This window comes from Agrobacterium tumefaciens (genome assembly GCF_017726655.1).
GTDB classification, from domain to species: domain Bacteria; phylum Pseudomonadota; class Alphaproteobacteria; order Rhizobiales; family Rhizobiaceae; genus Agrobacterium; species Agrobacterium tumefaciens_B.
This window is the reverse complement of record NZ_CP072309.1, coordinates 1,167,326-1,192,341: the sequence shown is the minus strand read 5'-3', so window position 1 is coordinate 1,192,341 and position 25,016 is coordinate 1,167,326. Positions and strand designations below refer to the sequence as shown.

17 protein-coding genes and 3 pseudogenes are annotated in these 25,016 nt (G+C 57.7%); 15 read left to right on the top strand and 5 right to left on the bottom strand.

Annotated features, from left to right (window positions below):
* The first annotated feature begins 496 nt into the window (after window positions 1-496).
* From AT6N2_RS19745 to AT6N2_RS19730, 4 genes are all read left to right on the top strand, one after another.
* A complete protein-coding gene (locus tag AT6N2_RS19745; protein WP_209091928.1) occupies window positions 497-1,216 on the top strand; it encodes a LuxR family transcriptional regulator in 720 nt (239 codons plus the stop codon).
* 158 nt (window positions 1,217-1,374) lie between these two features.
* The gene (locus AT6N2_RS19740) at window positions 1,375-2,139 is read left to right on the top strand and encodes an acyl-homoserine-lactone synthase (RefSeq protein ID WP_209090917.1); all 765 of its coding nucleotides are present in this window, start codon (window positions 1,375-1,377) and stop codon (window positions 2,137-2,139) included.
* Window positions 2,136-2,846, top strand: coding sequence for an autoinducer binding domain-containing protein (locus AT6N2_RS19735; RefSeq protein ID WP_209090916.1), 711 nt, complete (start codon window positions 2,136-2,138; stop codon window positions 2,844-2,846). Before AT6N2_RS19740 ends, AT6N2_RS19735 begins: the two co-directional genes overlap by 4 nt.
* A gap of 582 nt (window positions 2,847-3,428) precedes the next feature.
* Entirely contained in the window at window positions 3,429-3,854 is a 426-nt protein-coding gene (locus tag AT6N2_RS19730; RefSeq protein WP_209090915.1) for a hypothetical protein, read from the top strand.
* A gap of 707 nt (window positions 3,855-4,561) precedes the next feature.
* On the opposite strand, the gene AT6N2_RS19725 is transcribed toward AT6N2_RS19730, so the two are convergent.
* Window positions 4,562-4,912 (bottom strand): hypothetical protein, encoded by a 351-nt coding sequence (locus tag AT6N2_RS19725; RefSeq protein ID WP_209090914.1) that lies wholly within the window; start codon window positions 4,910-4,912, stop codon window positions 4,562-4,564.
* Window positions 4,884-5,090, bottom strand: a pseudogene (locus tag AT6N2_RS24265) (nucleotidyltransferase); the annotation flags it as partial. The pseudogene AT6N2_RS24265 and the gene AT6N2_RS19725, both read right to left, overlap by 29 nt.
* A gap of 234 nt (window positions 5,091-5,324) precedes the next feature.
* Here AT6N2_RS24265 and AT6N2_RS19720 point away from each other — a divergent pair.
* Entirely contained in the window at window positions 5,325-6,245 is a 921-nt protein-coding gene (locus AT6N2_RS19720) for a LysR family transcriptional regulator (RefSeq protein WP_209090913.1), read from the top strand.
* 261 nt (window positions 6,246-6,506) lie between these two features.
* Here AT6N2_RS19720 and AT6N2_RS19715 read toward each other — a convergent pair.
* Window positions 6,507-7,012 (bottom strand): annotated as a pseudogene (locus AT6N2_RS19715) (transposase); the annotation flags it as partial.
* A gap of 200 nt (window positions 7,013-7,212) precedes the next feature.
* A pseudogene (locus AT6N2_RS19710) lies at window positions 7,213-8,234 on the bottom strand (IS110 family transposase).
* A gap of 467 nt (window positions 8,235-8,701) precedes the next feature.
* Here AT6N2_RS19710 and AT6N2_RS24445 point away from each other — a divergent pair.
* Together AT6N2_RS24445 and AT6N2_RS19700 are read left to right on the top strand one after the other, a co-directional pair.
* Window positions 8,702-8,911 carry a DUF2827 family protein gene (locus AT6N2_RS24445; protein WP_209090911.1) on the top strand — a complete coding sequence of 70 codons (210 nt, stop codon included), beginning with the start codon at window positions 8,702-8,704 and terminating at the stop codon, window positions 8,909-8,911.
* 122 nt (window positions 8,912-9,033) lie between these two features.
* Window positions 9,034-9,687, top strand: coding sequence for a hypothetical protein (locus AT6N2_RS19700; protein WP_209090909.1), 654 nt, complete (start codon window positions 9,034-9,036; stop codon window positions 9,685-9,687).
* Window positions 9,688-9,918: 231 nt separating this feature from the next.
* Here the strand turns inward: AT6N2_RS19700 and AT6N2_RS19695 are convergent, their stop codons facing one another.
* Window positions 9,919-11,730, bottom strand: a complete 1,812-nt coding sequence (locus AT6N2_RS19695; protein ID WP_209090907.1) for an ABC transporter ATP-binding protein/permease — start codon at window positions 11,728-11,730, stop codon at window positions 9,919-9,921.
* 292 nt (window positions 11,731-12,022) lie between these two features.
* On the opposite strand from AT6N2_RS19695, the gene AT6N2_RS19690 reads away from it, so the two are divergent.
* The 8 genes from AT6N2_RS19690 to glgX all read left to right on the top strand — a co-directional run bounded on the left by AT6N2_RS19690 (window position 12,023) and on the right by glgX (window position 24,929).
* Window positions 12,023-15,349 carry a DUF2126 domain-containing protein gene (locus tag AT6N2_RS19690; protein WP_209090906.1) on the top strand — a complete coding sequence of 1,109 codons (3,327 nt, stop codon included), beginning with the start codon at window positions 12,023-12,025 and terminating at the stop codon, window positions 15,347-15,349.
* A 1-nt stretch (window position 15,350) separates the two neighbouring features.
* Window positions 15,351-17,756, top strand: coding sequence for a circularly permuted type 2 ATP-grasp protein (locus tag AT6N2_RS19685; protein ID WP_063950233.1), 2,406 nt, complete (start codon window positions 15,351-15,353; stop codon window positions 17,754-17,756).
* 3 nt (window positions 17,757-17,759) lie between these two features.
* Window positions 17,760-18,638 carry a transglutaminase family protein gene (locus AT6N2_RS19680; protein ID WP_209090904.1) on the top strand — a complete coding sequence of 293 codons (879 nt, stop codon included), beginning with the start codon at window positions 17,760-17,762 and terminating at the stop codon, window positions 18,636-18,638.
* 167 nt (window positions 18,639-18,805) lie between these two features.
* On the top strand, window positions 18,806-20,044 hold the full coding sequence (locus tag AT6N2_RS19675) for a vWA domain-containing protein (RefSeq protein ID WP_209090902.1): 1,239 nt from the start codon (window positions 18,806-18,808) through the stop codon (window positions 20,042-20,044).
* 121 nt (window positions 20,045-20,165) lie between these two features.
* Window positions 20,166-21,788, top strand: coding sequence for an ABC-F family ATP-binding cassette domain-containing protein (locus AT6N2_RS19670; RefSeq protein ID WP_209090900.1), 1,623 nt, complete (start codon window positions 20,166-20,168; stop codon window positions 21,786-21,788).
* Between the two features lie 348 nt (window positions 21,789-22,136).
* Window positions 22,137-22,403: a SemiSWEET family sugar transporter gene (locus AT6N2_RS19665; protein WP_063950229.1), complete on the top strand. Its 267-nt coding sequence runs from the start codon at window positions 22,137-22,139 to the stop codon at window positions 22,401-22,403.
* Between the two features lie 110 nt (window positions 22,404-22,513).
* Window positions 22,514-22,642, top strand: a complete 129-nt coding sequence (locus AT6N2_RS19660; protein ID WP_209090898.1) for a DUF2934 domain-containing protein — start codon at window positions 22,514-22,516, stop codon at window positions 22,640-22,642.
* Between the two features lie 211 nt (window positions 22,643-22,853).
* Window positions 22,854-24,929 (top strand): glycogen debranching protein GlgX, encoded by a 2,076-nt coding sequence (glgX, locus tag AT6N2_RS19655; protein WP_209090896.1) that lies wholly within the window; start codon window positions 22,854-22,856, stop codon window positions 24,927-24,929.
* Window positions 24,930-25,016 lie beyond the last annotated feature (87 nt).

Here is a 25,016-nt window from a genome sequence, read left to right as displayed (position 1 = left end):
TGAACTAGCTTCCTATCCAATGGATGGCAACAAAATCGCAAGCATGGCGTCGTTATCCCTGAAATATCGTCGCATCGTCCTGCCAGAGAGAAACGCCTCCGCAGGGCGACGTTTCACGCTGCCGAACCAGATTCCCCCACCAACCGGACACAGCACACTGATTGCTACGCCGTCGCGAGAGCGCGGTTGGATGTTGCACCGTCGGCATCGGAAGGTTGCTCCTGCCAGACCATGTCGGTCGACCGAAGCGACTTCTGACAAACCGGCCATGGCGACCGAGCGCCAGGCTTACCGAATTGCGCAGCTATGCAGGTATCGGTTTCGAAGCGACCATCCCGCCAAAGTCGCGCCGGTAGCGGCACGATAGGTCGAGACAGGCAACAGCCCGCCATGGCTTCGGCCGTCAAACGCTGGCGAGTTGATGTTGAGCGATCATGGGAACTATGCCCTCGTCTGCACCATGAATTTTTCCCATACACCGGAAAGGGTTTACCGCATGAAAACAGTATCTGCGACTCTCGCTAAAGGTATCGAGACAATCACAGATGCCCCCACAGTCTATGAGGCTCTTTTATCTGTTCAGGAAATCTACGACGTAGATTTCGTCACCTACCACCTAACCGCAACAGTGATCACTGATCTTGATGCACCGTTTGTTCAGTCCACCTATAGTCCGGAATGGATCGCACGGTATTTTCTGAAACGATATGTCCAGGTTGACCCTGTCGTGCAACAGGGCTTTTTGCGGCAACTTCCATTCGACTGGCGTGAATTCGAGATGGCGCCCGAAATTGCAGCATTCTTTGATGATGCCTGGCAACATGGCGTCGGAGAGTTCGGTTACTCAATCCCCGTTACGGACAGGGTCGGCCGGCGCGCGATTTTTTCCGTCAGCGCGGTAGGTACCGTGAAGAAGTGGGACCGACTGGTTGCAGACAACCGATCAGACTGGATCGAACTCGCATATCAGATCCACATGAAGGCGATCAGCGAGATCCACAAGGGAGGAGACCCCGTTCCGGGCCTTAGCGCGCGTGAACGGGAGTGCCTGTCGTGGGTGGCACGCGGAAAGGATCATAAGGACATCGCGCTTATCCTCGGCATTTCCGAGCACACTGCACGAAGCTACCTTAAGTCAGGACGGTTAAAACTTGGATGCGCGACTATTTCCTCCGCCGCGGTCCAGGCGATGAAGTTCAGGCTGATCACTATCTGATGTTGCAGCAGGAGCCTAGCCCTTTCACTCTATCGCATAAACAGCCATAGACATTTAACTTTCGGCGCAATACCTCAATTGTTTGTGCCCATGCGTGGCGATGGGCAGCCCGGAATTTACGTGCAATTTGTGTCCGACAGATGATCGGAGATCGGCTCGTGTTCCTTCTTATCCAACCCCATCAATATGACCGGTACGGAGGCTTGCTGGAGCAATCGTTCCGATTGCGGAAACGGGTTTTTCACGATTGCCTTGGCTGGCAGGTCGATGTGCCTCACGGCCTTGAACGGGACGCTTATGACGGGCTGGGCGCTGTCTACCTGGTCTGGTGTGACGAGGACGAGCATCATCTCTATGGCGCGGTGCGGCTCATGCCAACAACAGGACCGACATTGCTGCGGGATGTGTTCAGTCGAACGTTGGCAGGAAAGGATATGGTGTCCCCAGTCGCATGGGAAGGCACGCGAATGTGTCTCGATGTCGACCTCCTTAAAAAGTCACAACCGGCGCTCAGCCCATCAAGGGCGTTTGGGCTCCTTTTGCTGGCGTTGTTTGAATGCGCCTTCGCCCACGGCATCAAAACACTCGTGTCGAATTACGAGCCGCCAATGGAGAGGGTATACCGGCGAGCGGGATTGAGAGTGAAGGAGATTGGCCGTGCCGATGGTTACGGCCGGCTCCCGGTGTGTTGCGGCGTGTTCGCGGTCTCAGCCGAAACGCTTCACCAAATGCGGAAAGTCCTTCGCGTTGCGCAACCTCTGTACGGGCGCATTCTGCCTGACCGGACGGAAGCGACGGACCGGCAAACGCCTCGACGCGCGGATCCTATCAAGCCTCTCAGAAGAACGAAGAACCTCTGGACCTGCAATGCAACTCACAGTCAGACGTGCAACTCCCGGGCGGGGCGAAAAGACCTGGGATGAAAATCTGGCTGCGCAAATTAATCGATACGACGTCCATGATGAAAACCAGCCAGGCGACGGCCGAACTGCTGGATCATCTGACCCGTGAGCTTGGGTTTGACTACTATCACGCGGTGACCGTCCGTCACCCCGGATTGGGAAACGCCATCTTGTCCAATGCCCCGGAGGAGTGGCTGGACAGATATGCGCAGGAACGTTTTGACGAAATCGACCCAATCCTCATTCGAGCCCGAGAAATAATGGCGCCATTTGTCGTTGATATTGAGAATGAGGGAAGAGGCGCACGCGGACAGCTTCAGGCATTCTATTCTAGTGCCGACCTAGCGGGCGTAAGGGCCGGCATATGCATGCCCGTGACAGCACCATTCAGCGAATTGTTCACCCTCTCACTTTTCACCGGTGATGTTACCGTGCCCCACAAATACCAACTGCAGCCCGTTCTGAGTGCAAACGCTGTCGCGCTACTCCATAAGCACATCGAAGCAACCGAGGCGGCGTCGACCAGAGCACCGCCCATCGAATTGACGGCGCGGCAGTCAATCGTCCTTAAATGGGCGGCTGAAGGAAAAACGACCCAGGAGATAGCGCTGCTTGAGAACATGACGCACCACACTGTCAATTTTCATATGAAGAACATTCGGCGGAAACTTAAGACCGTAACGCTCCCGCAGACGACTGCACTGGCCACAAAGTTGAAACTGATCTAAAAACCACGAGGTCGTCGACATTCGTCCACTATAACAACCTAAGCAGCGTTCGCTGAATCAACTCCACCGAAATCGATCAGTCGGCCGATAGCATAGCCGACATTTTTCCGCGCCGTGCTCAATTTTGCCAATGCACAAGATGAGGACGATCGTCCGTTCGCCCTTAGGTGCCGAAACTTAAGAAATTGTGTGTTTTGTTATGTACTATTTTTTCCTGCCGGGCTGTAAGAAGGTCTGCTATTCTGCGTTACGTCGGCTATGAGCCGCGTCTTCCCGCGCAATCAAATCGTGCACTACGGGGCTTTGCAAGGTAGATCAAAAGCAGCCACCAACAGGCCGCTTGTCGGTTGCAATTCTGATTGCAAGCACCGAACGGCGGTCTCCAAAGGGTTGACTTCCTGCACCGGCGCTGGCGCAATGGTGCCTAGGGGGCAAGCCATGAAATGACGGTTGAGGAGACTTTGGCCTCATTGGTCGAGGCGGTAAAGCGTTTCCTCAAGCAGGTAGAACTCGCCTATGCTAACAACGACGAGACGGCGCTATTGAGCGTCCTCTACGCTCAGATGTTTGGCCGATATGCGGGTGGTGCGTGAACGCGGATGGGACAAGCGCGAGCAAGACGGCAAATGGATGGACGCGACTGGCAAGGCCGACAGCGATCTGGTGACAAGAATTCAGCCGGACGTCGTCGCTCATATAGTCGGGAAGCGCAAAAACCTTCTGGTCGTGGAAAAGAAGCGCTCCGCTAACCGAAACCGAAAAGCTTTGGCCCGCGATATCCTTACCCAACAGGAAGGGGATTACGGATGTGCGGTTGGCGTTCACCTTATCGTAGACATAACTAGGAGCGTCATCACCGGATGCAACGCCTACATCAACGGCGCGATAGACGACCACTCGACAGGATGGCTAATGGGAGCGACTTCCATAGATCCCGTGTTTGCGGCTCTGCGCGTGATTGGCCAAATGCATCTGCAAAATCATAGCCTCTTGACGGAGGCGCCGTAAGAGCGAGTTTCCGCATCGATTAGCGCCCTAAGTTTCACTTTGGGGTAGATAATTGTCTCCCATTGACTGAATGCTCGATGTTCAAAGCGGGCCTGAAAGCAGGTTTAGCGGTGCGTAAGGTCACAAGCCCGTATTTTTTTAGGTTCGTTTCCTGGCGGGGTGTAAGAGACGACAAGATACCCGGAGAGGTTATAGATTCGATTGGTTTGACCAACTGGCCGCCAAGAGCCGGTTGACCTTGTCCGGTCGGTCGAGCCAGACGGCTGGATTCACCCCGCCGCTGGACCAAAACCGGGAAGCACTTCACGACTGTCTGGTTTCCATGCAGTGGATGGCATGCCCAGGGTCAGCGCGCAGCTGGTTGGCGGTCAAACTCAAGCACCAAATGAAAGACCAAGTCTTCAACCTGCGGAGGAGACTTCGAATGAGTGCATGATATCCGGCAGAAACGCTTGGGTTCGCCGCCTTAAGGGAGCGAATGATGGAAGGTGGGTATGACGGGAGTAGCGGCGGCCATGCCGGCGTCAGTTTCATCTGACCGCACGCTACGATCATCGGTCACAGTGTAAGCCACCATCCCGCCACAAGCTCGTCGGTGTATGGCTCCTTCGGATCAGAGAACCGTCCGAGGCCGTGAAGAAAGAGATACTGGTCGGAAATATCTCTGTCCTTAACCAAATACCTTGGCCTCCATTCTCAGTTCCACGTCACCAAGGCCCGCTTCGATATAAAACGAAATCCGTGGGTTTGGCTTTTCGACCTATCCCGGTCTTCTGTCTGCGCGGAACCTCTGTATGAAACTCAAGACTGTCGATATCTGCAACTTCCGGGCCGAGTGTCGTCCGCCTCAGCATTGGGCCGCACTTAGCATTTTCCATTTCGTCGCGGAGAGCTTCGGAAAGCGCTGTGTCCTCAGGCACCCAATAGCCGCCTGCACCATGTTTCCGATGGGACGATTTGCGCCACCACCCCTCTAAAGCTGCGTATTTAGCCTGACCTTCGAAACTGCAAATCCGTTGTTCGGCCTCGGCGAAACGTAATTGACGTGTGCGGCTCATCGATCCACGCACCGGGGGCATAGGAGCCGAACAGGACAATTTGATAAATCCGTCCGTGCTTCTTGCCCTCGGACTTCGAGCGCTCGACGATGCCAGCGAACTCTTCATGGATGATTCGGACGACTTTTTCCAGTTCACGCTGCTTTGTCTGTGGAAGATGTCCGATATCCGTTTTGATGGTCTCACCATCGATTCTTTCGGGTAGATATTCTCGCCGCTATCGGCAGACTATTGCTGCTCCACATGTAACCCAAACGCGACTGCATTATGCGGCGCTTCACCGCCCTCAGCAAGCATTAATAGTGATGCCTTATCAATGTCGCATCTGGACCTTGGCAACCGAGCCTTTTATCTTTCCTGTAATCGAGGCCTGCCTCGACCCTAATTATACTGCTAGGCGAAAGGGACTGGAATGGATTTGCGCCAAATGAGCACATTCGTTGCTGTCGCGGAAGAACTGCATTTCGGGCGCGCCTCTATCCGGTTAAACCTCGCCCAGCCCGCCGTCACGGCCCAGGTCCAGGCGATCGAGAAGGAGCTCGGCGTTCCCCTTCTCATCCGTTCCACGCGCCGTGTTCAGCTTACACCCGCGGGTTCTGTTTTCTATGAGCGCTGCGTTCAACTGCTCCGCGATGTTGATGAAACTTGTGCCGTCACACAAGCGGTGGCGGGCAAGGCTGCGAGCAAGATCACCATCGGCACGATCCATCCGGCAACCTTCGGTGTTCTGCCTGACTTTCTTGCCCGAATTGGCCGACGCTATCCGGATATCCGCATTCATATCCGCAATGGCACTACCGATTCCATCGTACGGGACATCGAACGCGGACAGGTCAATATCGGTTTCGTCCGACCTCTGGACAACAACGGCGCATTGCGATGGCAGGCGATAACGGAGGAGCGGTATTTACTCGCCGTTGCCAAGAATAATGCTCTCGCCGAAGCCCAAAGCGTCACACTAGAAGATCTGCGCCGCCAGAAGATCATTTCCTTTTCGCGTTCGAACCTGTCCTACACCGAGCGGTACTTTCTGGAGACTTTTCGCGAGCATGAACTTTCCGACCGCATCGTCTATACCTGCGACGACACGCTTTCTCTGATCGCGCTCGTTTCCGCAGGTGTCGGTGTCGGGTTCGTTCCGGAATGGGCGGCAAACCTGCCGAATAGGAACTTCTGTTTGAAGGCAGTGGAGGAGATTGATCTGCGCATCGACCTTGGATTGGCCTGGAGCAATCAGGACCCAACGGCCAATCGTGATGACATCATCGAGATCGGCCGCCAGCTAGCAGCCAACATTGCGAAAGGGCCCGCTCGTAAGCAATATCGCAATTGAACGTCCGATACAGCATGGCGACGGTCCTACGGTTTCTCGTTTGGAGTAAAGTTGTGATCGCCCCGAAACAAGCCCCCCTTGTCGTGTGCGACGACCAAGCAGCAAGTCTGTCGCACGCTGCAGCCCTGCCTCCGTTCATTGCCAAGACCATTCCTTGGACAAAGGGCCTACGAAGAATCGAGACCGACGGCAGGACCCGCTCGGAAGAGGTGGGAGGACCTGCTGTTTCCAGCCATCCTGACCTTTGATCCACCAGCCTGCGGCGGGCAGAAGCTCTGCATCCTCGACCTTGTGGTATGGCCCACGCGCCTTTGTTTTGCCTTTCAGCCGCTCGATGAGGTTTGAACGGGAGACGCCCAGCGTGTCTGCGACGGCCTTCGTCGCGAACCGTCCTTCGGCAACAAGATCGGCCGCGATATCCGTTTTTTTGAGTCCGCTTTGGATAGGGCTTCGCGGAGGATTTCAACCTCCATCGTCTTGCGACCGAGCATGCGCTCCAGCTCGCGGACACGATCCTCCAGCTTCTTCACTTCGGAATTGCCGACAACTGGCTCGTCAGAATCCACGGCTGCAGCACCTCCCTCGCTCAAGTGCCTGCGCCGCCGATAAAGCAGATTGGGCGCGACGCCATGACGGCGAGCGGTCGAAGAAGCCGTCTCCCCGGGTTCGAAACTCTGCTCAATGATTGTCAACTTTTGCTCGGTTGTCCAACGCCTGCGGCGGACATCACCCGTCAGCAATTCAAAGTGTCGATACTCGTTAGACATAAGCCTGATGGGGTTGTGTAATCGCAGCCGGGGCGTCAATAGGAAATTTTGTCGATGCATCGCGCTGCCGGGTGCAGGACGAGCCTTCAATGTGGACGACGCATTCAACTGAGACAGTGATGCAACCCCATCAACGGAATGGCTCGGCTCACGTCCCGGCAGGGACACTTTTCGCGCTCAGTTGTGAGCGCTACTTGATACTATGCCGTCACTCCCGCAGTTGGATTGAAGAACTCTCCGGTTTTCAGCGTCGTGTGCATGATGACCGCAAGCTTTCGTGCGACCGCCACAGCAGCTCTTTTGAAGCCGATCCTTTCTCGCAGTTGAAGCCCCATGTTCGCAATGAACTCTGCACGGAGCGGCGCGTAAGAATTACCGCAGCCGCATCGTACAGGAGCCCGCGCAAGTGGCGTCTCCTCTTCGAGATATGTGTCCATCATAATCGCTTCACCGGATTAATAGCGGCGCGCGGTGAGGCCGATCCATGCACCCACGGATCGTGACTTCCTGAAGTTTTCCGGCTCTTCAATGGCGGCAGCGAAAGATGTCGCAGTGATTGCTCCCACGCCCGGGATGGACATCAGGATGCGGCAGGCCTGGCTTTGACGGGCATCCGCGACCAACTGGCGTCCAAGGTCTGCGGCGCGAGCGCGGAGACCTTTCCAGGCATCAAGAAGCGGTAGCACGATATGGGCGAGATCATCATCGCTAGGAAGAAGATTTCGAACGTTCTTCTCGAACACGCTTCCTTTACCGGCCGGAACGACCAGGCCGAACGTCTTCATGATGCCGCGGATCTGGTTGGAGAGTTCGGTCGTCATATGGACCAAACGGGTGCGGGCCGCGACGAGCGTGCGCGCTAACATGCTGTCGAACCCCTTTACGCGAACCTCGCGAAAGAATCCCACCTCCGCCAGGTGGGCCAGCCCATCAGCGTCATCGGCATCCGTTCTATTCGTCGCCGTGTCGAGCGCTGCTTTGGCGTGTCTTGCATCAATGCAGATGATAGGAAGGTCTTTGGCTCGAAGCGCGTGATAGAACCACACGGAGAGCGGCCCTGTTTCAAACACCACGCGTTTCACCGCGGGTGCTCGTTTGCGGATCAACTCGGCAATGATATGAGGATCTGATGCGCATTTCCGCACCAGACACGCACCCCATCCCGGCGGATGGCAAGTGCTGTCTCTTTCATAGATACATCGAGGCCGATATACTCTTCCATGGCTGTTCTCCGTTGATGCTGGGCCCGGCGTCCAGTCGAGAGCCCGTACTTCATCTTATCGGGGAACAGCCGCCATCCAACATCAGGATCTGATCGAGAGGGGCATCGTTCCCGCGATTACCCCCATGTGGACGCCTCCTTCGCCACCCTTGTGGAAGCGTGGCAGTATTCAAAGTGTTCACCACCAGGAGGTTGACTCAATGACGCAGGTAGTTCTCATCGGCTTGGATGTAGCCAAGCATGTTTTCCAACTGCATGCAGTGGCTCAGACGGACGTGTTGTTTTCCGCCGACAGGTCCGGCGGCCTCAGCTAGTGAAGTTTTTTATGTCGATTCCACCATGCATGGTCGCGATGGAAGCTTGTGGGACCGCGCCGTGTTGGGGCCGGCAACTGGAAGAGCTTGGCCATGAAGTATCCCTTATACCGCCGGTTCACGTCAGGCATTTCGTGAAGAGACAGAAGAACGATGCTGCTGACGCCGAGGCCATCGCGGAGGCCGCGCAGCAGCCCGACATGCGCCGAGCGCCTGCTTTCTGCGCTTCGCCACCACGATGCTCTCTGGGGAGATTACCTGGATACGCAGCAACGTCATATCTGGCGTTTCCACGCGGAGAACCCCCACCTCATCCAGCAATATGACGACCTTCTTTTTGAACTTTTATCTCTCCACCCGTGAAACATCGCTCATGGTCTCGCCGCATGTCGGGTATCCGAGCTGAGAGGGCTGATATGAAAACGATAAATGAAACCGAAAATCCCGGAGCAGATCATGCAGATGCGGTTGAGCTAGCAGACCATTTGCGATCTTCAACGCGGCTGCGCAGCCACCTGAAAATAGCGGCCGGCGTGATGCTAATGATCGCAACAGGCGGAAGTCTCGCGCTCCTTTCGCCAAGCGGCAATGCGGTGGCCGGAGCGAACGACAAACAGCAGCCTCGGGCTGTTCAAAATCAGCCGCAGGAAAAGAAACCTGATGCCCAGCCGCAAAGGTCGGCCAATCCGGCGCCGGGGTCAGTGCAGGCCGAGCCCGGGCAACCGGCCGAAGGCATCTTTTCCGAGAACGCAACCAAAATTGGTGCGACCACCCGTGCCGGTTTCTACGGTGCCCTCGGCAAGGACATCACGCTCGGCACGGCCTTTGCCGTTCAGACGCAAACGGCAGGCAGCGACCCCGCGGAACACGCCACCCTCGGCCTCATCGGCATGAACTTCAACAATCCAAATGACTATGCCGGCCCCGGAAGCGGCGTCGTTCTGGCGGTTCCCACGGCAAAGGGCTACGAGGGGAACATGGTGAAAATCGTGCCGTTCCCGCAGAGTTGCGTCGTCGCCCAGTCAAGTCTCCCAGAGGGCAGCAACAAGCAGACCCCGCTTATGGGCATGGATGTGTTCGGACTGCCAGGCGGCAGCCAGGCGATGTTCATGCCTCAGCGGGCGGCTGCGTCATCGTGACAGTTGCACGACGCTGAGAGTCAACGCGACCCCATCGTGCGGGTCACTCACCGCACGATGCTTCTCGAGCGGCCGGCAGGCGGGCGTCACGCATCGCGTCCGGGCATCACAAAGCGATGATATGCGGCATTCCTGGTTGTCCGGCTTCACCAGACATGCATTTAACAGGGCCTGCCGCAATGTGTGTTCATTTAACACTGCGCTGAAAATCAGTGCGGCACGCCCCGCCCTTCATTCCAGCTGAGTGTTATCGACATTGGCGAGATTCTCCTTCGGCGTGGCATGATCGAGATGGGCGACGTCAGGCGTCAGGGTCGACAGAAATGTCTCGGACCGGCCGATATAGATGATCGCCGCACCCTCGATGCCGTTCAGGACCTCCGCCAGTGTATCCTGCGTCTGCTTTTCCAGCCCTTCCAGCAAATCGTCGATCACAATGAATTTCGGTTTCAAAAGCAGCGCATTGGCGATGCGGATACCGGCCTGTTCGTCCGAGTCGAGTTTCTTGTCCCAGCGGATATTCTCATCGAGACGCGCGGTCATTTCCGCAAGCCCGCATGCGGTGAGTGCTGCGACACACTCCGCATCCGCATAACGCTGCGGTGCGCGTGGATAGGCAAGGATTTCGCGAAGTGTTCCCGCTGGAAGGTAGCCATGCTGGGCAATGAAAAGCGTGTCCGATTGTTCTGGCATTTCGATCCTGCCCTGCCCCCAGGGCCACAGGCCAGCCATGGCTGCGAACAGGAGGCGCCGGTTGACGCCCTGCTCACCATTGACCATCAGCCGCTGGCCGGGGCCGATCTCGACCTCCGCCTCGCGCAGGCGGAACCCGCGCTCCAGATCCTGTCCGCCCGCCTCCCGGCAGATCGTCACCGACCGCAGACGGATTTTTTCATGCTCCGCGTTGCGGTCGAGATCGATCGTGAGGCCGTGCTGCTCGACGCTATCCATTTGAATGAGAGCGTTGCGAAAGACCGAAACGCGCTGCAACGTCGCCTTCCAGCTGGCGATCGGGCCGAAATTATCGATATACCAGCGCAGCGCCGTGTTGACCTGGTTGAACGCTCCAACGGCCATCATCAGCCCGCCGAAGGTGAGGTTGCCGGAAAAATAGACCGGTGCCGCAATCAAAATTGGCGCGACCACCGCCAGCCAGCCATAACCTGCGGAGACCCATGTCAGATGCGTCAAGGCCATGGCAAGCCCGCGAATGACGCCGAGCACGGCGTCGATATCGATGCCGATGCGGCGTCTCTCGTTTTTCTCACCTCCAGCGAGCGCGATCGCCGCGAGATTTTCGCTTGCCCTCATCAACGAAAAGCGCAGCTCCGCCTCCTTTGAGTAACGCTCGGCATTCAACCCCACCAGCCGATACCCGACGAGATTGCTGAGAAGCGAGGCCGACCCTGCATAAAGGATCGCCGCCCAGACCATATAGCCCGGTACCGCGTAGGTATCGCCACTGATCGTGATTGCAAAGCCCGCCGAAAGTGACCAGAGGACACCGATGAAGCTGACGAGCAGTATCGTTGCATTGACGAGGCCGATGGAAAGGGCTGTGCTGCTTTCCGCAAGATTGCGGACGTCGTCATGCAGGCGCTGATCCGGGTTGATGGAAATCGTGCCAAAGCTGGCGAGCCGGGCCGCGCGACCCGGCTTCAGCCACTGGTCCACCATATCCTTGGCGAGACCCTCGCGCATGTTGAGAGCCGTCATCTGGTTGAGCCAGGTCTGGATGACATTGAGCAGCAATAGTAGCCCGGCAATGATGGCGAAAACTTCGAGCTGATGAAGGAAGGCATCGAGATCGCGCCGCTCAAGTGCGTTATAAAAGGGCGCGTTCCATTCATTGAGCCTGATCTGCCCGTAGGCAGTGAGCAATATCACCGTCAGCAGAGCCACCGATAGCAGGATTAGCCGCGTGCGCACCGGCGACGTCCAGAAGGCACGGCCCATCATGCGCAGCTGTGCTGGAAAATCGAGATCGAAACCCGAAAGATTAGCCGCGCCTTTGCGCTGATCGTCGGTTACCGATGTTGCCATTCATTCCATTCCGAAACGTCAATCGGCAAAGAAAGCGGGTCGCGATTCTGCGCCTTGCGATGCCAAGCAATAACATGCCGTTCACCCTTGTCCACAATCGCGGCAAAATCTGAACGGCAGTGACTAAAAAGCCGGGGCAATTCTTTGTGCGGGGAAGTACCGCCATCCAAAGCGAACAATGCGATTGCCCCCGGAAATGATCCTTGCTTTCTCTTCCTGCATTGCACAAAATCCCGTTAATTTCAGAGGGGCGGACAACCGCATAAACCGGAAAACCGGGCAAGGCAGATTAATGGCGATCAAAGCGAGCATCTATCATCTGACGCATTATAAATACGATAACCCGGTCCGCCTTGGACCACAGATTATAAGACTGAAGCCCGCCTCGCATTCCCGAACCCGCGTCATCAGCCATTCGCTCAAGGTTTCGCCTACAAACCACTTCGTGAACCTTCAGCAAGACCCCTACGGCAATTACCTCGCCCGCTTCGTTTTTCCCGAGCCGGCGACGGAGTTCAAGATCGAGGTCGATCTTGTCGCCGATATGACGGTTTATAATCCGTTCGACTTTTTTGTAGAGGAAGAGGCGACCAAGTGGCCCTTCGATTATCCGCAGGAACTGCGGGACGATCTTTCCATTTACATGAAGCCGGAGCCAGCGGGCCCTTTGCTCTCCGCCTTCATGGCCACCGTCGACCGCACACCTGGGCAACCGACCGTAGATATGGTTGTCGGCCTCAATGCCCGGCTGCAGCAGGAAATTGGGTACGTGATCCGCATGGAACCCGGCGTCCAGACGCCCGAGGAGACGCTCGCCTCCGGCAAGGGTTCGTGTCGCGACACAAGCTGGCTGCTGGTGCAGGTTCTGCGGCACCTTGGGCTCGCGGCACGCTTCGTGTCGGGATATCTCATTCAGCTGACGCCTGATCTCAAGGCCCTCGATGGCCCCTCCGGGACCGAAGTCGATTTTACCGATCTGCACGCCTGGGCCGAAGTCTATATGCCCGGTGCCGGCTGGATCGGCCTCGACCCGACCTCCGGGCTGCTGACGGGAGAGAGCCATATTCCACTCGCGGCAACGCCACATTACCGCAATGCGGCACCGATCTCGGGTGGATATTTCGGCCACGCCAATACCGAATTCGCCTTCGACATGCAGGTTCGGCGGGTTGCGGAAACGCCGCGCATCACGAAACCGTTCTCCGATGAGAGCTGGGACGATCTTAATGCTCTCGGCCATAGGGTGGATGAGGTTCTCAACAGCCATGATGTCCGGTTGACAATGGGCGGCGAGCCGACGTTCGTATCCATCGATGATTTCGAGTCCGACGAATGGAATACCGGCGCGGTGGGGCCGACAAAACGTGAAAAAGCAGACATCCTGATCCGCCGTCTGCGGGAACGCTTCGCACCGGGCGGCTTTTTGCATTACGGACAGGGAAAATGGTATCCCGGCGAAAGCCTGCCGCGCTGGACTTTCTCGCTTTACTGGCGAAAAGACGGTCTCCCCATCTGGCAAAATCCTGATCTGATCGCCAATGAGGGCGCAGACACGGGCGTTGGTGCCGACGATGCGCAGAAACTACTAGGCGGCATCGCAACACAGCTCGGCATCGAAGGCGATCTGGTGTTGCCCGCCTATGAGGATCCAGCCGAATGGATCATCAAGGAAGGAAGCCTTCCCGACAATGTCGATCCGTCCAATTCCAAGTTGAAAGACCCGGAAGAACGAAACCGCCTCGCCCGCGTCTTCGAGCGCGGACTGACGACGCCAACGGGCTATATCCTTCCTGTTCAGGCGTGGAACGCGCGGGCTGGCGGCAAGCGCTGGATCAGCGAGAAGTGGAAGACCCGTCGCGGCAAGATATTCCTTGTTCCCGGCGACAGCCCCGTGGGTTATCGCCTCCCGCTCGGCACCCTGCCCTACGTGCCGCCATCTGCTTATCCCTACATCCATGAGGCCGATCCTTCTATTCCCCGCGGTCCGCTTCCCGATGCCTTCAAGCCATCCGGCCGCCCCATGCCGGAAGCGTCTTTCCAGGCAAACGAGGTTTCGGGGCAAGAGCGGATCGAACAGACGCTCGGCGAGATTGGCGGTGCGGTGCGGACGGCCCTTTCCGTCGAGCCGCGCGATGGCCGGCTCTGCGTCTTCATGCCGCCGGTCGAGCGCATCGAGGATTATCTGGAGCTGATAGCCGCCGCAGAAGCAGCCGCTGCCGAGCAAGGATTGCCCGTGCACATCGAAGGATATGCGCCGCCCCATGACGAGCGCATCAACGTCATCCGGGTCGCGCCCGATCCCGGTGTCATCGAGGTCAACATCCATCCCGCTTCGAGCTGGAAGGATTGCGTCGACATCACCACCGCAGTCTATGAGGAGGCGCGCCAGTCGCGTCTCGGTGCCGACAAGTTCATGATCGACGGTCGTCACACCGGCACAGGCGGCGGCAACCACGTGGTGGTTGGGGGCGCGAGCCCCAATGACAGCCCGTTCCTGCGCCGTCCCGATCTTCTCAAAAGCCTCGTGCTCCACTGGCAGCGGCATCCGTCACTCTCCTATCTTTTCTCAGGCCTGTTCATCGGCCCGACGAGTCAGGCGCCGCGCATCGACGAGGCCCGGCACGACAGCCTTTATGAGCTGGAAATAGCGTTGGCGCAGGTGCCCCCACCCGGTGAAGGGGTGCCACCGCTGCCATGGCTGGTCGATCGCCTGTTCCGCAACCTGCTGACGGATGTGACAGGCAATACCCACCGCGCTGAAATCTGCATCGACAAGCTGTTCTCGCCAGATGGGCCGACCGGTCGTCTCGGGCTGGTGGAATTTCGCGGCTTTGAAATGCCGCCCAATGCCCGCATGTCGCTTGCCCAGCAATTGCTGGTGCGTGCCCTTATTGCCCGTTTCTGGAAAAATCCGGCCGCCGGCAAATTCGTGCGCTGGGGCACGGCGCTCGCTGATCGCTTCATGCTGCCGCATTATATCTGGGCCGACTTTCTCGATGTGCTGGCTGACCTCCGTGAAAACGGATTCGACGTGAAACCTGAATGGTTCACGGCCCAGCAGGAATTCCGTTTCCCGTTCTTTGGTGAAGTGGAATACGAGGGCGCGAAACTCGAATTGCGCCAGGCGCTGGAGCCGTGGCATGTCATGGGCGAACAGGGCGCCATTGGCGGCACCGTGCGTTTCGTCGACAGCTCCGTCGAGCGGCTGCAGGTGCGGCTGGAAACCTCCAATCCCGCCCGTTACACCGTGGCCTGCAACGGCCGCGCCGTCCCGCTGACGCCCACGGAAAATCGTAGCGTTTCGGTGGCCGGCGTCCGCTTCAAGGCCTGGCAGCCCGCCTCCGGTCTGCACCCGGTTTTGCCGGTCAATTCACCCTTGACCTTTGACATTTATGATACATGGTCGGGCCGATCGATCGGCGGATGCATCTACCATGTTGCTCATCCGGGCGGGCGCAATTACGAGACCTTTCCCGTCAACGGCAACGAGGCGGAGGCACGCCGCCTCGCCCGTTTCGAACCATGGGGACATACGGCAGGGCAATATCCGTTGCAGGCGGAAACCGTGTCGCCAGAATTTCCGCTGACGCTTGATCTGCGCCGGCCTTACGGAGTGTAAATTGTCCAAAGCCCCGGCAACGGATCGCAAGTTGAAGACGGGCCCGCAACCGAGCGGGCTTGACTATTTCCCGCTGCCGGGTGTGGCCGATGAAATGCTCGATACCAACGGCAGGGTTAGGCCGGTATGGAGGACCCTGCTCGAGGCACTGTCGCGCATGTCGGAGCGGGAACTGCATGAGCGTTTTGCCCGCACCGACCGCTATCTGCGCGACGCCGGCGTATTCTATCGCGATTACGGCAAGGGCAGCGGTGAGAGAAACTGGCCGATTTCCCACATTCCGGTCCTGATTGACGACCGGGAGTGGGCTGTGCTTTCGGAAGGCTTAAAGCAGCGCGCCGATCTCCTGGAGGCGATGGTCGCTGACTTCTATGGCGAGAACCGGCTGGTCAAGGAAGGCTATGTGCCGCCGGCGCTGATTGCCTCCAATCCGGAATATCTGCGCCCCATGGTTGGCGTGAAACCAGCAAGCGGCCACTACCTGCATTTCTGCTCTTTCGAAATCGGCCGGGGGCCGGACGGAAATTGGTGGGTGCTGGCCGACCGGACGCAGGCGCCCTCAGGGGCCGGCTTCGCGCTGGAAAACCGAGTGGCGACAACCCGTGCCCTGTCCGATATCTACGCGGAAAGCCATGTGCATCGCCTCGCCTCGTTTTTTGGGGCCTTCCGTGATGCCCTGCAGTCGCACCGGAAACACCCTGACGACCGCATCGCGGTGTTGACCCCCGGCCCCGCCAACGAGACCTATTTCGAACATGCCTATATAGCCCGTTATCTCGGCTTCATGTTGCTGGAGGGCGAGGACCTGACGGTCGTCAACGGTCGCGTCATGGTCAGAACTGTGGCCGGACTGAAGCCCATTGGCGTGCTGTGGCGACGTCTCGATGCCTCCTATTCCGATCCTCTCGAGCTCAACCAGCACTCCCATATCGGCACGCCGGGCATGGTCCAAGCGCTGCGCAATGAAGCGCTGACGATCGTCAATGCGCTCGGCAGCGGCATCCTGGAAACGCGGGCGCTGCTTGCCTTCATGCCGCGCATCTGCCGCCACCTTCTCGGGGAGGAGCTAAAACTTCCATCCATCGCCACCTGGTGGTGCGGACAGGAAGCCGAGCGTCGCCATGTTGCCTCCAATATTGAAGGCATGGTCATTGGCCCCGCTTATTCGCGGCTGCCTTTTTTTGATGATAACGGCCAATCCGTACTCGGCTCCTCATTGCGTGAAACAGCCAAGGAATCGATCAGCGACTGGCTTGCTTCCGATGGCCACAGGCTGGTGGGCCAGGAAGTGGTGAAGCTTTCGACCACACCTGCCTATGTCGACAATAAGCTTGTCCCGCGTCCGATGAGCCTTCGCGTCTTCGCCGCCCGTACGCAGGAGGGCTGGCAGATCATGCCCGGTGGCTTTGCCCGCATCGGCAGCGGCGACGATGTCTCCGCCATCGCCATGCAGTCGGGTGGAAGTGCGGCTGACGTCTGGATCGTCAGCGACCAGCCGGTTGAGCGCACATCGCTGCTGCCAGCGGAAGAGAGTTTCACCCGCAATATGCCGGGAAGCCTGCCGAGCCGCGCCGCCGACAACCTCTTCTGGCTTGGCCGCTATATCGAACGCTCGGAAGGCGTGCTGCGTATCCTGCGCGCATGGCACGGGCGCTTCGCGGAATCCGCCGATCCGCGCCAGCCGCTGCTTGCCCATGTGACGCGTTATCTCGAAGCGCTCGACGTCGAGATGAATGATGCGGTGCCGGAAAGTCTGCTCAACAACATCAACAGCGCTCTTTACTCGGCCAGCAATATTCGCGACCGCTTTTCACCGGATGGCTGGCTGGCGCTGAACGATCTTGCCAAGACCGCGAGGCGTTTCCACGCCAAGGTGGCGCCCGGCGACGACGCCACCCATGCGATGACGATCCTGCTGCGCAAGCTCGCCGGTTTTGCGGGCCTTGTTCACGAAAACATGTATCGCTTCACGGGCTGGCGTTTCCTCTCGATTGGCCGTTATCTCGAGCGCGGGCTGCATATGACGCGGCTTCTCGGCCACATGGCCGGTCCCGACGCTCCGGATGGTTCTTACGACATGCTGCTTGAGATCGGCGACAGCGTGATGACCCATCGTCGTCGCTACAATGTCAACACGGCCGGTCTGACCGTCACCGATCTTCTGGCGCTTGATCCGCTCAATCCGCGCTCGATCCTGTTCCAGCTGAATGAAATCCGCACCGAGGTGGAGCAGCTTCCGAACGCTTTCGTCAATGGTCAGATGTCTCCCTTCTATCGGGAGGCAATGCGTTTGCATTCCGGACTGGCGGTCATGACACCTGAGACCATGAACGGCGCGATCTATCGTCAGCTTGAGACCGATATGGAACATCTCTCCGATGTTCTGGCCCGGACCTACCTGGGATAACCGATGCTTTACGACCTTTCCCTGCATATGGGTTATACCTACGACACGCCAGCCCACGGCGCACGCCACATCATTCGTATCCTGCCGCTCTCGATACCTGGTCGGCAAAGGCTGGTCGCCGGATCCATCGATGTTTTGCCGACGCCGGAAGAGCGTGTCGTCTTCGAGGACTTCTTTCATCAGTCTGCAACATCAGTGCATCTGCGTTCGCCGCATGAGAAGCTCGACATTCGAATGCAGGCCCGCGTGATGGTGGAGCCAATCGCACTAACCGCGGATTTTTCGCCGGAGCTTTCGCGCCTGCCACAGGAACTGGCGGATGTCTGGTCGCTGGATTTCCAGTCACCCCACCATCTCGTCGGTCCAAGCCCTAGAATTGGAACGGATGCGGCGATCTCCGCCTATGCGCGGGACATGGTGGAACCCGGAATGACCATTCGCGAAATCGCTCTTTCGCTCTGCAAGCATATCCACAAGGACTTCACGTATGATGGCGAGGCAACGACGGTGGACACAACACCATCGGAAGCCTTCAAGCTCAAGCGCGGCGTGTGCCAGGATTTTTCGCACATCATGATCTTGGCGCTGCGCAGCCTTGGTATTCCTGCCGGTTACGTCAGCGGTTTCCTGCGCACCATTCCGCCGCCTGGCAAAGAGCGGCTGGAAGGCGCGGATGCCATGCATGCCTGGGTGCGCATCTGGTGCGGTGAAGCAACCGGCTATCTGGAACTGGACCCAACGAATGATATTGCCGCGGGAAGCGACCATATCGTCGTCGGGTACGGCCGGGACTATTCCGATGTCGCTCCCGTCATCGGCGTCTTGAAGAGCTACGGTAACCAGCAGATAAAACAGGCGGTCGATGTCGTCCCCGTCCAATAATGATACGATCTGTATTATTGCGGACAACGCCTCAAGCAATTCTTGAAAATACTTCAAAATCTGCAACAATTTGAACGCTGCGTAAAATTGAAGCGGTCATGTTAGCGTATTTTACATCGTTTGCGGCTTTCCTGCGCTCAGTCGAATATTCTAATAGTGAGCACCCGATGACCGTCCTGCCGTCCAGAAGCCTCAAGCGCCGTTTCTTTGCAGATACGAGCGGAAATTTTGGCATGTTGACGGCTATATTGCTTCCGGTCCTGCTGGGCGTTGCAGGCGCCGGCTTGGAACTCGCAAATGTTATGCAGGCGAAAGCGAACCTGCAGAATACGGCAGATTCCGCCGCACTTGCCGCCGCAACGGAAGCGCGTCTGCGGGAGGGCAAACTGACCGATGAACAGATAAAGGAAATCGCCAAAGCCTTCATCGCGGGCCAGATGGACCAGAGCCTGACCGAGGAGCAGAAAAAGGAACTGGACGAGAATTCTCTCACCAATGTCGGGGCAACCGAAAACGCCCGCGGCAAGACCTTCATCATTGAAACCAAGATAAACCAGAAAATCCAGCTTAACCCGCTGCTCGGTTTGATCGGGGCGCACACGATCGACGTTTCCGTAACGGGCACGGCAAAGAGTACCGTCAACAAGGGCGCGCCGATCTCCATGTATCTGGCGCTCGATCGTTCCGGTTCCATGTCGTTCAAGACGGACACAGTCGACACCAAAAAAACGTCCTGCCAGAACTACACTGCTGACAACTGGATCAAATATCCCAATCTTACCAAGTCATCGCCGTGTTACGTCAACAAGGCCACCTCGCTGAAAACCGCAGTCGGGTTCCTTGTCGCAACGTTGAACAAGGCCGATCCGACCTACACGGCGAACGGCGGCTCGGAACTCGTCCGCACGGGCGCGTCTGTCTATACGCACGAGACCTATCCTGCCCAGCCCCTCAGCTGGGGGACGAACAGCGTCGTCACCTACGTCGACAAGCAGATCCCGGAATTCCCCACCGGCGGCACGGATGCCCGCAGCAGCCTGACCGCCGCCTACAACGCGCTTAAAACATCCAACCCCGCCGAAGCGAAGGCACACAAAGACAAGGGCAGTGAATCCTTCGAGCGCTATATCGTTCTCATGACCGATGGCGAGATGACGGGAAACAGTGCGTCGTGGAATTCCAGCATTGACCAGTCCGTGCGCACCACCTGCGAAACCGCGAAGAAGGACGGCATCAAAATTTTTACCGTCGCCTTCATGGCTCCCGATAAGGGCAAGGCGCTGCTGCAATATTGCGCCTCAAGTGCGGACAATTATTATGCGCCTGAAAACATGGAGCAGATCGTGACCGCGTTTGGCGAAATCGCCCGCAAGGCCGCCGGCAGCATCGCCACGCTGACAAATTGACGGGTCTCGCGATCTCCCCGGATGAGGTTTATGCCATGCATGGCTGTCAGAACCTGCACGGCAGGTGACAGCGGCAGCGGCCCATGGCATAGGAGGGCCGCTCCCATTCACAGGCCCTGTCATGATCCGCATCGAAAATATCAGCAAGTCGAACAGCCATCGCATTCTCTATATCGAAGCCTCCGCCGCGCTCAATCGCGGTGAGAAGATTGGCCTCGTCGGCCCGAACGGCGCCGGCAAGACCACGCTGTTCCGGATGATAACGGGGGAAGAGCAGCCCGACGAAGGCCAGGTCGTTGTCGAGAAGGGCATGACGGTTGGCTATTTCGATCAGGACGTCGGCGAAATGTCCGGCAGGTCTGCCGTTGCCGAGGTCATGGAGGGGGCAGGTCCCGTCAGCGCCGTGGCTGCCGAACTGCGGGAGCTGGAGGCCGCGATGTCCGATCCTGACAGGATGGACGAGATGGACGCGATCATCGAGCGCTATGGCGAGGAGCAGGCGCGGTACGAGGAACTTGACGGCTATGCGCTGGAAGGCCGCGCTCGGGAAGTTCTTGCCGGGCTGAGCTTCACCCAGGACATGATGGACGGTGATGTCTCCAAGCTATCAGGCGGATGGAAGATGCGCGTGGCGCTTGCTCGCATTCTGCTCATGCGCCCCGACGTGATGTTGCTCGACGAACCGTCGAACCATCTGGACCTTGAGAGCCTCATCTGGCTTGAGGACTTCCTGAAAAATTACGATGGCGCTTTGCTCATGACCTCGCATGACCGCGAATTCATGAACCGCATCGTTACCAAGATCATCGAAATCGATGCGGGTAACCTCACCACCTATTCCGGGGACTACGGTTTTTACGAGCAGCAGCGCGCCCAGAACGAAAAGCAGCAACAGGCGCAGTTCGAGCGCCAGCAGGCGATGCTTGCGAAGGAAATCAAGTTCATCGAGCGTTTCAAGGCCCGCGCCTCGCACGCCTCGCAGGTGCAAAGCCGCGTGAAGAAGCTTGAGAAGATCGACCGTGTAGAGCCGCCGAAACGGCGACAGACGGTGGCATTCGAATTCGCGCCCGCCCCGCGCTCAGGGGAGGATGTCGTCGCGCTGAAGAAAGTCAACAAGACCTATGGCAGCCGCACGATCTATGACGACCTCGACTTCATGGTTCGCCGCAAGGAGCGCTGGTGCATCATGGGTGTGAATGGCGCCGGGAAATCGACATTGCTGAAACTGGTGACGGGAACGGCAGAACCGGATTCCGGCAATGTTACCCTCGGCGCCAGCGTCAAGCTGGGTTATTTCGCGCAGCACGCCATGGATGTCCTTGACGGTGACAGCACCATCCTCGAATGGCTTGAGGAACGGTTTCCCAAAGCCGGTCAAGCACCGCTGCGCGCCCTTGCCGGCTGCTTCGGCTTTTCTGGCGATGATGTCGAGAAGCGCTGCCGCGTTCTGTCCGGCGGCGAAAAAGCGCGCCTTGTCATGGCCGCCATGCTGTTCGACCCACCGAATTTCCTCGTGCTGGACGAGCCAACCAACCATCTTGATCTCGACACCAAGGAAATGCTGATCAAGGCACTGTCCGACTATGAAGGCACAATGCTTTTCGTTTCGCACGATCGTCATTTCCTGGCCGCGCTTTCAAACCGCGTGCTGGAACTGACACCTGACGGCATCCATCAGTACGGCGGCGGCTACACCGAATATGTCGAGAGCACGGGACAGGAAGCACCAGGTCTGCGCAGCTGAGCTCAGGAACGTCAATCACGATTAGACGGAGTAGTCTCTAGGAGCGTAGACAAAAAGAACGTAGGCGCCCGGCGGCATGGCTTTTTGATGTCCGCCGCCAAGGGCCATGATTTCATCGCTGAGTGACTGGTGCTGAATCCCCATCCGGCGCCGCGTAGCTCGAGATCAGACCAAACTGCCGTTTAAATCGGGCAAATGGTCCGCAAGTTCCCTAACCCGCGCATATAAAGGCTTGGAACCACGACTGGCCACCGCGGTTCGCACTATTGCTGTGCTCGAGCCGTCGTCCTGCGAAGGTGCTGATGGTTAGAAACGATTCTTTGTGAACTGCGCAGGAAAGGAACAGTGATGGATGCTGGTTTGATCGTTGGTTATCTCGCCTCGTTTTGCTCGGTTTCCAGTTTCATACCGCAGGTCTGGAAGGTGGTGAGAACAGGCGACACGGCAGCTATTTCGGCGCGCATGTATTTCCTGACCGTGACGGGATTTGCGCTTTGGGCGACATTCGGTTTTCTGCGGAGCGAATGGCCGATCATTCTGACGAATTCCATCTGTTTCTGTCTCTCCGGCATCGTCCTGTTTAAAAAGCGACAGGCACAACGTCAGCACCGCTAAGATTTTTGCATTTGGCGATCTGGCGCGCGCTCGTGTGCCATGGCGGAACTTTCCTTTCGGGCTGAGGTTGGACAGGACGACATTTTCTCGAACCTTCAAGGGAGAACGACATGGGTACGGATCGCGAGGAATGGATTTCGAAACGCGCTTATGAACTATGGGAACAGGCGGGCCGCCCTGATGGGCAGGATGAAGAGCAGTGGCACGCCGCGAGCGCGGAATGGGAGGAGGAGTTCTGACCCACCGAAACCCCGCCACAGGATGACACGTCGTTGGAAAGCATTGATGCGGAGCGCACTGAAACGTCGCTCGCGCCTTGAGCGCGAATAATCTTCACGACAGGGAGGAACCGTTCGGCTGCGCGGAGGTTGTTTGCGTGGCGGAAAACGAGTTCGTCTTTCCTCCAGATGCCACGACCTCCTTTCCCCGTCGAACTTTTCAGAGGCAATAATGATCAGCAGAAATTCCCGTATCGTCGCCGGTGACTATCGTCAACTCGGCGCGACAGCGGACGATAAGGGTGTGAATTTCGCGCTGTTCAGCGCGCATGCGGAGCGGGTGGAACTCTGCTTATATTCGGAAGACGGATCTCAGGAGGTCGATCGCTTCGATCTTCCCGAATATACGAATGAGATCTGGCACGGCTATGTGCCGGGCCTGAAGGCAGGCGCACTTTATGGCTACCGTGTTCATGGTCCTTTCGACCCCGAAAAAGGTCACCGCTTCAATCCGAACAAATTACTTTTGGATCCCTATGCCAGAGAGCTCGTGGGCGATATTGCGTGGCAACAGGCCCAGTTCGCTTACGTTATCGGCAGCGAGGACAAGGATCTTTCGTTCGACGAGACCGATAGCGCGCAATTCGTCCCAAAAGCCCGAATCGTCGGATCTACAGACAAATCTCCTCGTGCAACCCGCCCCGAAATTCCTTGGTCCAAGACAATATTTTACGAAACCCATGTCAAAGGCTTCACGCAGTTGCACTCGTCCGTTCCGCAAGAGCTTCGCGGGACTTTCGAGGGCCTCGGTCATAAAAATATCGTCGATTATGTCAAAAGCCTTGGCATCACCTCCATCGAGCTGTTGCCCGTCCACTGGTTCCCCGACGACGCCCACCTATTGGACAAGGGGCTGAAGAACTTCTGGGGATATAACACTCTGGCTTTCTTCGCGCCGGCCAACCGATATTTTGGACCCCGCGGCATAGATGGTTTCCGCGACATGGTCCGTGCATTTCACGATGCCGGTATCGAAGTCATTCTCGATGTCGTCTACAACCATACGGCCGAAGGCAATGAGATGGGGCCGACGCTCTCCTTTCGGGGCATCGACAACTTTTCCTATTATCGCACGATGCCGGATCAGGCCCGGTATTACATCAATGATACCGGCACCGGAAACACCGTGAATACATCCCACCCCAGGGTTTTGCAGATGATCACGGACTCTCTGCGCTATTGGGCGCAGGAGATGGAAATAGATGGCTTTCGGTTTGATCTTGGAACAATTCTCGGGCGCGAGCCTGAAGGTTTTGACCAGCGCAGCGGTTTCTTCGATGCGGTTGGCCAGGATCCTGTTCTGTCGCGTCTGAAGCTGGTCGGTGAGCCCTGGGACATTGGCCCCGGCGGATACCAGGTAGGCGGGTTTCCTCCCGGCTGGGCTGAATGGAATGACAAATACCGCGACACCGTGCGCGACTACTGGCGGGATAAAGACGGGACCACGCCAGATTTTGCCGCGCGAATTCTTGGTTCCGGTGACGTATACGACAAGCGCGGCCGCCGCCCCTGGTCGGGCGTCAACTTCCTGACGGCCCACGATGGCTTCACCCTCAACGATCTTGTCTCGTACAACGACAAACACAATGAGGCCAACGGGGAAGACAACAAGGACGGTCATGGCGACAACCGCAGTTTCAATTTTGGCGTCGAGGGCCCTACGGACGATGAGACAATCATCGCTCTTCGCGATCGCCAGAAGCGCAACTTCCTGGCGACGTTGTTCCTGTCCCACGGAACGCCCATGCTGCTGGCAGGCGACGAATTCGGCCGTAGCCAGATGGGCAACAATAACGGTTATTGTCAGGATAGCGAACTCAGTTGGGTCCACTGGGACAATCTGCCTGAAAGCGCCGACCAACTCCGTAATTTCGTCCGCAAACTGATCGCATTGCGCCATTCCCATTCAATCCTGAGGCGCGACGACTGGCGTGATGGCATGGTCATGACCTGGTACAATCCCGCCGCGACCGAACAGACGGAGGAACAGTGGGCTGATCCCGGCGCGACCACGATCGGTCTACGGGTTTCCCGTGATCATGACGAGGAAGAGGGCTGGGACGACATTCTCATCCTCTTCAATCCACATGACGGACACGTGCCGTTCGCCCTGCCCGAGGTTGAGGGCGGCTGGTTTGAAGTACTGACCACCGCCGATCCTCTCCTGGAAGAGCGGGAGGTGGGGGATTCTCCATATGATCTGGTCGAACGCAGTCTGGTCCTGCTTCGCTCCGGGAAGCACCGCTAACGTAGATGGCCGGCGCCGTCGAGCCCTGCTCCAGTCGATATGAAAAGCAGATAGCCCCAGAGGTCGCCGACACCTGGGGCTGATACC